At 63.5% G+C, this 6063-nt stretch carries 5 protein-coding genes; 1 reads left to right on the top strand and 4 read right to left on the bottom strand.

Annotated features, from left to right (window positions below; translation table 11 throughout):
- Nucleotides 1-194 precede the first annotated feature (194 nt).
- The 3 genes from I5M_RS07615 to I5M_RS07605 form a co-directional block, all read right to left on the bottom strand.
- Complete coding sequence (locus tag I5M_RS07615) at nucleotides 195-1349, bottom strand: acyl-CoA dehydrogenase family protein (RefSeq protein WP_022720855.1); 1155 nt, start codon at nucleotides 1347-1349, stop codon at nucleotides 195-197.
- 204 nt (nucleotides 1350-1553) lie between these two features.
- Nucleotides 1554-2693, bottom strand: a complete 1140-nt coding sequence (locus I5M_RS07610) for an acyl-CoA dehydrogenase family protein (protein WP_022720854.1) — start codon at nucleotides 2691-2693, stop codon at nucleotides 1554-1556.
- Between the two features lie 95 nt (nucleotides 2694-2788).
- Nucleotides 2789-3097, bottom strand: coding sequence for a cytochrome c552 (locus I5M_RS07605; protein WP_022720853.1), 309 nt, complete (start codon nucleotides 3095-3097; stop codon nucleotides 2789-2791).
- Between the two features lie 217 nt (nucleotides 3098-3314).
- Here I5M_RS07605 and I5M_RS07600 point away from each other — a divergent pair, with 217 nt between their 5' ends.
- A complete protein-coding gene (locus I5M_RS07600) occupies nucleotides 3315-5426 on the top strand; it encodes a hybrid sensor histidine kinase/response regulator (RefSeq protein WP_022720852.1) in 2112 nt (703 codons plus the stop codon).
- A 55-nt stretch (nucleotides 5427-5481) separates the two neighbouring features.
- Here the strand turns inward: I5M_RS07600 and I5M_RS07595 are convergent, their stop codons facing one another.
- Nucleotides 5482-5928, bottom strand: a complete 447-nt coding sequence (locus I5M_RS07595; RefSeq protein WP_022720851.1) for a hypothetical protein — start codon at nucleotides 5926-5928, stop codon at nucleotides 5482-5484.
- Nucleotides 5929-6063: the final 135 nt, after the last annotated feature.

Below are 6063 nucleotides of genomic sequence, written 5' to 3'. Positions count from 1 at the left end.
CGCCCCTTTCGGGGAAAAGGGTTTGGGGTTAAGGGGCGACCAGGAGCCCAAACTTTTTGGCCTTGGGGGAGAGGGCCCCTTAACCGGCCCAAATCCATTTACCGTCATGGGGGGAGGAAAGCGACGAAGCAATCCAGTTCAGTACACTGGGCTGGATTGCTTCGCTTCGCTCGCAATGACGAAGGCGGTCTAACTTACTGCCGCCCCGGCAGCGTGCCCATCATCTTGCACAGGATGCCGAGCATCACCTCGTCGGCGCCGCCGCCGATCGAGGTCAACCGCGAGTCTCGATAGGAGCGGCTGACCAGCGTCTCGTTCATGAAGCCCATGCCGCCGTAATATTGCAAGCAGGCATCCGGGATTTCGCGGCCGAGGCGGCCGGCCTTGAGCTTGGCCATGGTGGCGAGGCCGGTGACGTCCTCGCCGGCCAGCATCGCTTCGGCGGCGCGGTAGATCAGCGAACGCAGCAGTTCGATTTCGGTCTGCAACTCGGCGAGCCGGAAATGGATCACCTGGTTATCGAGCAGCGGCTTGCCGAACGCCTTGCGGCTGCGGGTGTATTCGATGGTGTTCTGGATCGTCTTCTCGTGCGCCTTGATGCAGGCGGCCGCGCCCCACAGCCGCTCCTCCTGAAATTGCACCATCTGATAGGTGAAGCCTTTGCCCTCTTCGCCGATGCGATTGCGCTTGGGCACGCGAACGTCGTCAAAATGGATCTGCGCGGTGTCGGATGAATGCATGCCCATCTTGTCGAGCTTGCGGGCGATGCTGACGCCCTTGGTCTTCATCGGCACGCAGATCAGCGACTTGTTGCGGTGCATCGGTCCGTCGCCGGTGTTGCAGAGCAGGCAGATCCAATCGGCCTGGGTGCCGTTGGTGATCCACATCTTGCCGCCGTTGATGACGTAGTCGTCGCCGTCGGACCGCGCAGTCGTTTTGATCGATGCAACGTCGGAGCCGGCCGAAGGTTCGGAGACGCCGATGCAGGCGACGTAGTCGCCGGCAATCGACGGCGCCAGGAATTCCTTGCGCAGTTCGTCGGAGCCGAACTTCGCCAGCGCCGGCGTCGCCATATCGGTCTGCACGCCGATCGCCATCGGCACGCCGCCGCAATTGATGGCGCCGAGCTCCTCGGCCATCATCAGTGCGTAGGAGTAATCGAGCCCCTGCCCGCCATATTCGACCGGCTTGTTCAGCCCGAGGAAGCCAAGATCGCCGAGCTTCTTGAACAGCTCATGCGCCGGGAAGATGCCGGCCTTCTCCCATTCCTCGACATGCGGATTGATATCGCTGGCGATGAATTTCTGCAGAATGCGGCGCGGCTCGTCGTGATCGGCAGTGAACAGCATCGGTTTCTTCCCTGGTCATTCCGGGGCAACCGCCGCAGGCGGTCGAACCCGGAATCTCGCTTTGTTGTTGTCGTTCGTACTATCGTTCGTCATTCCCGGGCGCGCGGAGCGCGAGCCCGGAATCCATAATCACGGACGGTGGTTATGGATTCCGGACTTGCTCCCTTTGGTCGCAATCCGGAATGACGAACTCTGATATCACGTTCACAATCCCATCTGCCGGCTGGCGAGGTCCTTCATGATCTCCTCGGTGCCACCGCCGATGGCGTTGACCTTGACGTCGCGGTAGATGCGTTCGACCTTGCCGCCGCGCATATAGCCGGCGCCGCCGAAGATTTGCACGGCCTCGGAAGCGCAGAACGCCATCGTCTGCGTCGCCTGGTTCTTCAGCATGCAGATTTCGGCGATCGGGCTCTCACCCTGATCGACGCGCCAGGCGAGCAGCTCCAGCATCGCCTGCGAGGCCGCGATCTTCTGCGCCATGTCGACCAGCTTGTGGCGGATCACCTGATGCTTGGTCAGCGGCTTGCCGAACGTGGTGCGCTCCTTGGCGTAAGCGGTCGCCTCTTCCAGACAGACGCGCGATGCCGCGATGCAGCCGGCCGCCATCGTCAGGCGCTCGCTGTTGAAGTTCATCATGATGATCATGAAGCCGGCGCCCTCGGTGCCGAGCAGATTGCCGACGGGCACACGGCAGCCGTCGAAATGCAACGTCGCGGTGTCGGATGCCCACCAGCCCATCTTCTTCAGCGGCGACCGCGACAATCCGGGCGTGTCGCCCGGGATCAGCAGCAGGCTGACGCCGCCCGGTCCGTCCCCGCCGGTCCGCACCGCGGTGGTAATGTAGTCGGCGCGCATGCCGGAGGTGATGAAGGTCTTCTCGCCCGTCACCACGTAGTGGTCGCCGTCACGCACCGCCCGCGTGCGCAGGTTGGCGACGTCTGAGCCACCCGACGGCTCGGTGATCGCCAACGCCGAGATCTTCTTGCCCGACAATATTTCCGGCAGGACCCGCGCTTTCAGCTCGGCTGAACCGGCACGCGCGATCGGCGGGGCGCCGATCGAATGGCTGTTGAGGCTGGCACTGACGCCGCCGGCGCCGGCCCTCGCCAGTTCCTGCGTCGCGACGATCCACATGAACTGATCGCACGGCGTGCCGCCGTATTCTTCGGGAAAACCGAGCCCGAGCAGCCCGATCGCCGCCGCCTTCTCGTAGAGTTCGCGCGGAAATCCCTCGGCCTCGTCCCACTGATGGGCGAAAGGCTCGATCTCCTTGTGCACGAAACGGCGAACCACCTCACGAAATGCGTGATGGTCCTCGGTGTAGAACGGACTTTTGCTCAACCAACGGCACCCGGATCAAACGATCCCGCAAGGATGCCGGGAAAGCCGCAGAGCGCCTTGCGTCGAGACGCTGGCCGGGCGCCTCCGAGCCGACGTCACTTGTGCTTTTGGGCTGCGATATAGGCGGCCAGATCGCCGGTATCGGCTCGCGACAACGCCATGTTGGTCATCTTGGGATGCGGTTCGAGCAGGAAGAACGCCAACTTATGCTCGTCGAAGCCCGGCCGGGAGGCGATGGCCGGGAACGAGGGCGCGATGTCGGTGCCCTTGGTCTGCGATTCGGAGACGACATGACAGCCGGTGCACCATCGCTTCGCCAGAATTTCGCCGTTGCCCGGATCGGCCGCGTGAGCCGGAAACGTGGCGAGAAGCAATACCGGCAAGCCGAACCAACCAGCGCGCATGGCATCCTTTCGTCCGGGAGCGGCCCGGCAGTTTGGCAAATCAGCAGTAACATCCATTGTTTACAGCAAGCGCCAAGCGACGGTCTGTCCGGGCCTGCCCTGACCGAAAGACAACGACCGACAGCGTTCCCACTCCTCTTCTGCCGAATGAATTTCCCAGTGGCGCGAAAAGATGCTTAATGACAACCGATGGCATCGACCTCAACCCGCTACGGACATGCTGACAGCGCAACGTGATTCGCTGCGGCTGCTAAGGGCGATCCTGGTCGCCTCTGTGGTTCTGCCGCTCGGTCTATTCAGTTATGCAGGCTGGCTCGCCTATCAGACCAACCAGGCCAATGCCGAACGCCAGATCGAGAAGTCGCGCGACATCGTCACCGAACATGCGCTGAAGACTTTCGAGGTCGTCGAGCGTTCGCTCGCCGAGATCGGCGAGGTCGTTCGCGACATGCCGGACGACCAGATATCCGCCGACGAAAAAGTTCTCCACGACCGCCTGAAGCGGCTCGCCGACGGCTCCGAACAGATCAAGTCGCTGTGGATATTCGACCGCTCGGGACGCACGCTGGTCAACAGCCTGTTCTTCCCCTCACCGCCCGGCGAATTCGCCGACCGCGATTATTTCGCCGCGCATCTGAACGGTGACATCGGCACCTATATCGGCCGCGTACTCGAACCGCGCCGGCCCTACAGCGGCGCGCCGTTCTTCGGGGTCAGCCGGCGGCGTACGGCCGCCGACGGCAGCTTCGACGGCATCATCCAGGCCTCGGTGCTGCCCGATTACTTTGATGGTTTCTACGCCAAGATCGGCCGCGAGTCGGGAAGCTACGCCGCGCTCATCCGGGACGATGGCGCCGTGCTGGCGCGTGTTCCGCGAGCCGCTGCCAAGGAGGTCAAAGGCGACGGCGCGGTCGGACAAGCCATTCGCGACGGCCGCACCGAGGGCAGCTTCACCTCGGTATCGCGGATCGACGGCATCGAGCGCCGTGTGTCGTATCGAAAATTGCCGGGACTGCCGCTGTATGTGTTCGCTGGCCTCGAGACCAGCGCCATCCGTGCCGCCTGGCTGAAGCAGCTCGGCGCTTATCTCCTGGTTGGCCTGCCCGCCACCGCGGCGCTGATCGCCATCGTGTTGTTGGCGATGACGCGGACGCAGAAGTTCTACGAAGAAGCCGCGCGCCGCCAGGCGGCCGAGAACGCTCTAAAGCAATCGCAGCGGCTGGAGTCGCTCGGCCGCCTCACCGGCGGCGTCGCGCACGACTTCAACAATCTGCTGATGGTGGTCGGCGGTTCGGTGCAGAAGCTGCGCCGGCGCCACAACGATCTTCAGGATCGCCGCAGCTTCGACATGATCGACTCGGCCGTCGCCAAAGGCACGGCTCTGACGCGTCAGTTGCTGTCGTTCTCGCGCCGCCACAACGTGGCGGCCAAACCGCTCGATCTCGGCGAAGCCCTGACCAAATTCGCCGACGTGCTGCGCCAATCGGTACGCAGCGACATCGCCATCGAGATCGAAACTCCACTCAAGCCGGTCGTGGTGTTGATCGATGCCAACGAGTTCGAGATCGCGCTGCTCAACCTTGCGCTCAACGCGCGCGACGCCATGCCGGACGGCGGCCGCATCACCATCGCGATCCGCACCGAGACGCTGAAGAATTTTGGCCCGCGCAAGCTGACCGGCGACTACGCGGTGCTGAGCTTCGCCGACACCGGCGTCGGCATTCCGGAAGACATCCGCGACCGCATTTTCGAACCGTTCTTCACGACCAAATCGGTCGATCGCGGCACCGGTCTCGGCCTCAGCCAGATCTATGGATTCGTGCAGCAATCGAACGGCGCCATCACCGTCGAGAGCGAACTAGGGAAAGGCTCGCGGTTCGAGTTGTACCTGCCCCGCTCGGCCGCCGACGTCGTACGCGACGACGCAGCCCTCAAGCTGCCGGAGCTGCACGTGCCGAGCTCATCAACACTGTTGCTGGTGGAGGATCATCCGGACGTCGCGGCGGTGGCGGCGGACTACGCCGAGCAATGCGGCTTCAACGTGGTGCGCGCCACATCGGCCGAAGCGGCCGTCGAAATATTAAATAAGCGGCGCGATATCGACTTGGTATTTTCAGACATCGTCATGCCGGGCATGAGCGGCCTCGAATTGGCACGACTGATCCGGGAGCATCACGCGGAAACGCCGGTTGTCCTCGCATCCGGCTATAGCGAGGGCACCGCTACGGCGCTTCGCGAAGGCTTTCCGCTTTTGCAGAAACCCTACACGCTGGAGGCTCTCCGCGCCTCGCTCGCCCAAGCGCTGCACCGCGAGGTCAAGCAAGCTTAGGCGACACGCAAAAAAGCGGAGGCGTTGCCGCCTCCGCTCGATCCGCCGAATTCGCTTACCAGTGGCGGTGATGACCCCATCCACGGTGGCCCCAGCCGCGATGCCCCCAGCCGCCACCGAAGCCGGCGCGGATCACCGGACCTCCGTAGTAGCCATAGGAAGAGCGGTAGCCGTAGGGCCGATAGCCATAACCACCGCCATAATAGACCACGCGCGGACGGTAGTAGCCGCCGCCCCAACCCGGGCCATAGCCGCCCCAGCCGGGACCGTAATAGCCGACTGGACCACCGTAATACGGGCCGCCATAGTAACCGCCGTAGTAGCCCGGACCGTAGCCGTAACCGTAAGCCCCGGTCGCAGCGCCGATCAAGGCGCCGGCCGCAAGGCCGCCGATCAGGGCGGGGCCAAATCCGCGGCCGCGAGCTTCTGCCTGCTGCGGGGCTGCGACCGCGGCCACGGCGAGCGTGGCGACGGCACCAAGGACCACTGCTGTCTTCTTCATCGATGTTCTCCGCGACGTTATGGACGCGCGAATAACCACACCGGAAACCAAAAGTTGCTGGAACAACTGCGGCTTATCGTTGCCCTAGCGAAAATTTGCGTACGCTGCCGCGCTGGCCCCAGAAACTGCAACGGA

It is taken from the genome of Rhodopseudomonas sp. B29, from assembly GCF_000333455.1.
Taxonomy (GTDB): domain Bacteria; phylum Pseudomonadota; class Alphaproteobacteria; order Rhizobiales; family Xanthobacteraceae; genus Rhodopseudomonas.
Note: the sequence above shows the minus strand (reverse complement) of the source record. Positions and strands in the feature narration are given on the sequence as shown.

Bases quoted from the DNA above. Each gene is read 5' to 3' on its own strand.
- I5M_RS07615 (WP_022720855.1), bottom strand. From the start codon at position 1,349: ATGCTGTTCACTGCCGATCACGACGAGCCGCGCCGCATTCTGCAGAAA.
- I5M_RS07605 (WP_022720853.1), bottom strand. From the start codon at position 3,097: ATGCGCGCTGGTTGGTTCGGCTTGCCGGTATTGCTTCTCGCCACGTTT.
- I5M_RS07600 (WP_022720852.1), top strand. From the start codon at position 3,315: ATGCTGACAGCGCAACGTGATTCGCTGCGGCTGCTAAGGGCGATCCTG.
- I5M_RS07595 (WP_022720851.1), bottom strand. From the start codon at position 5,928: ATGAAGAAGACAGCAGTGGTCCTTGGTGCCGTCGCCACGCTCGCCGTG.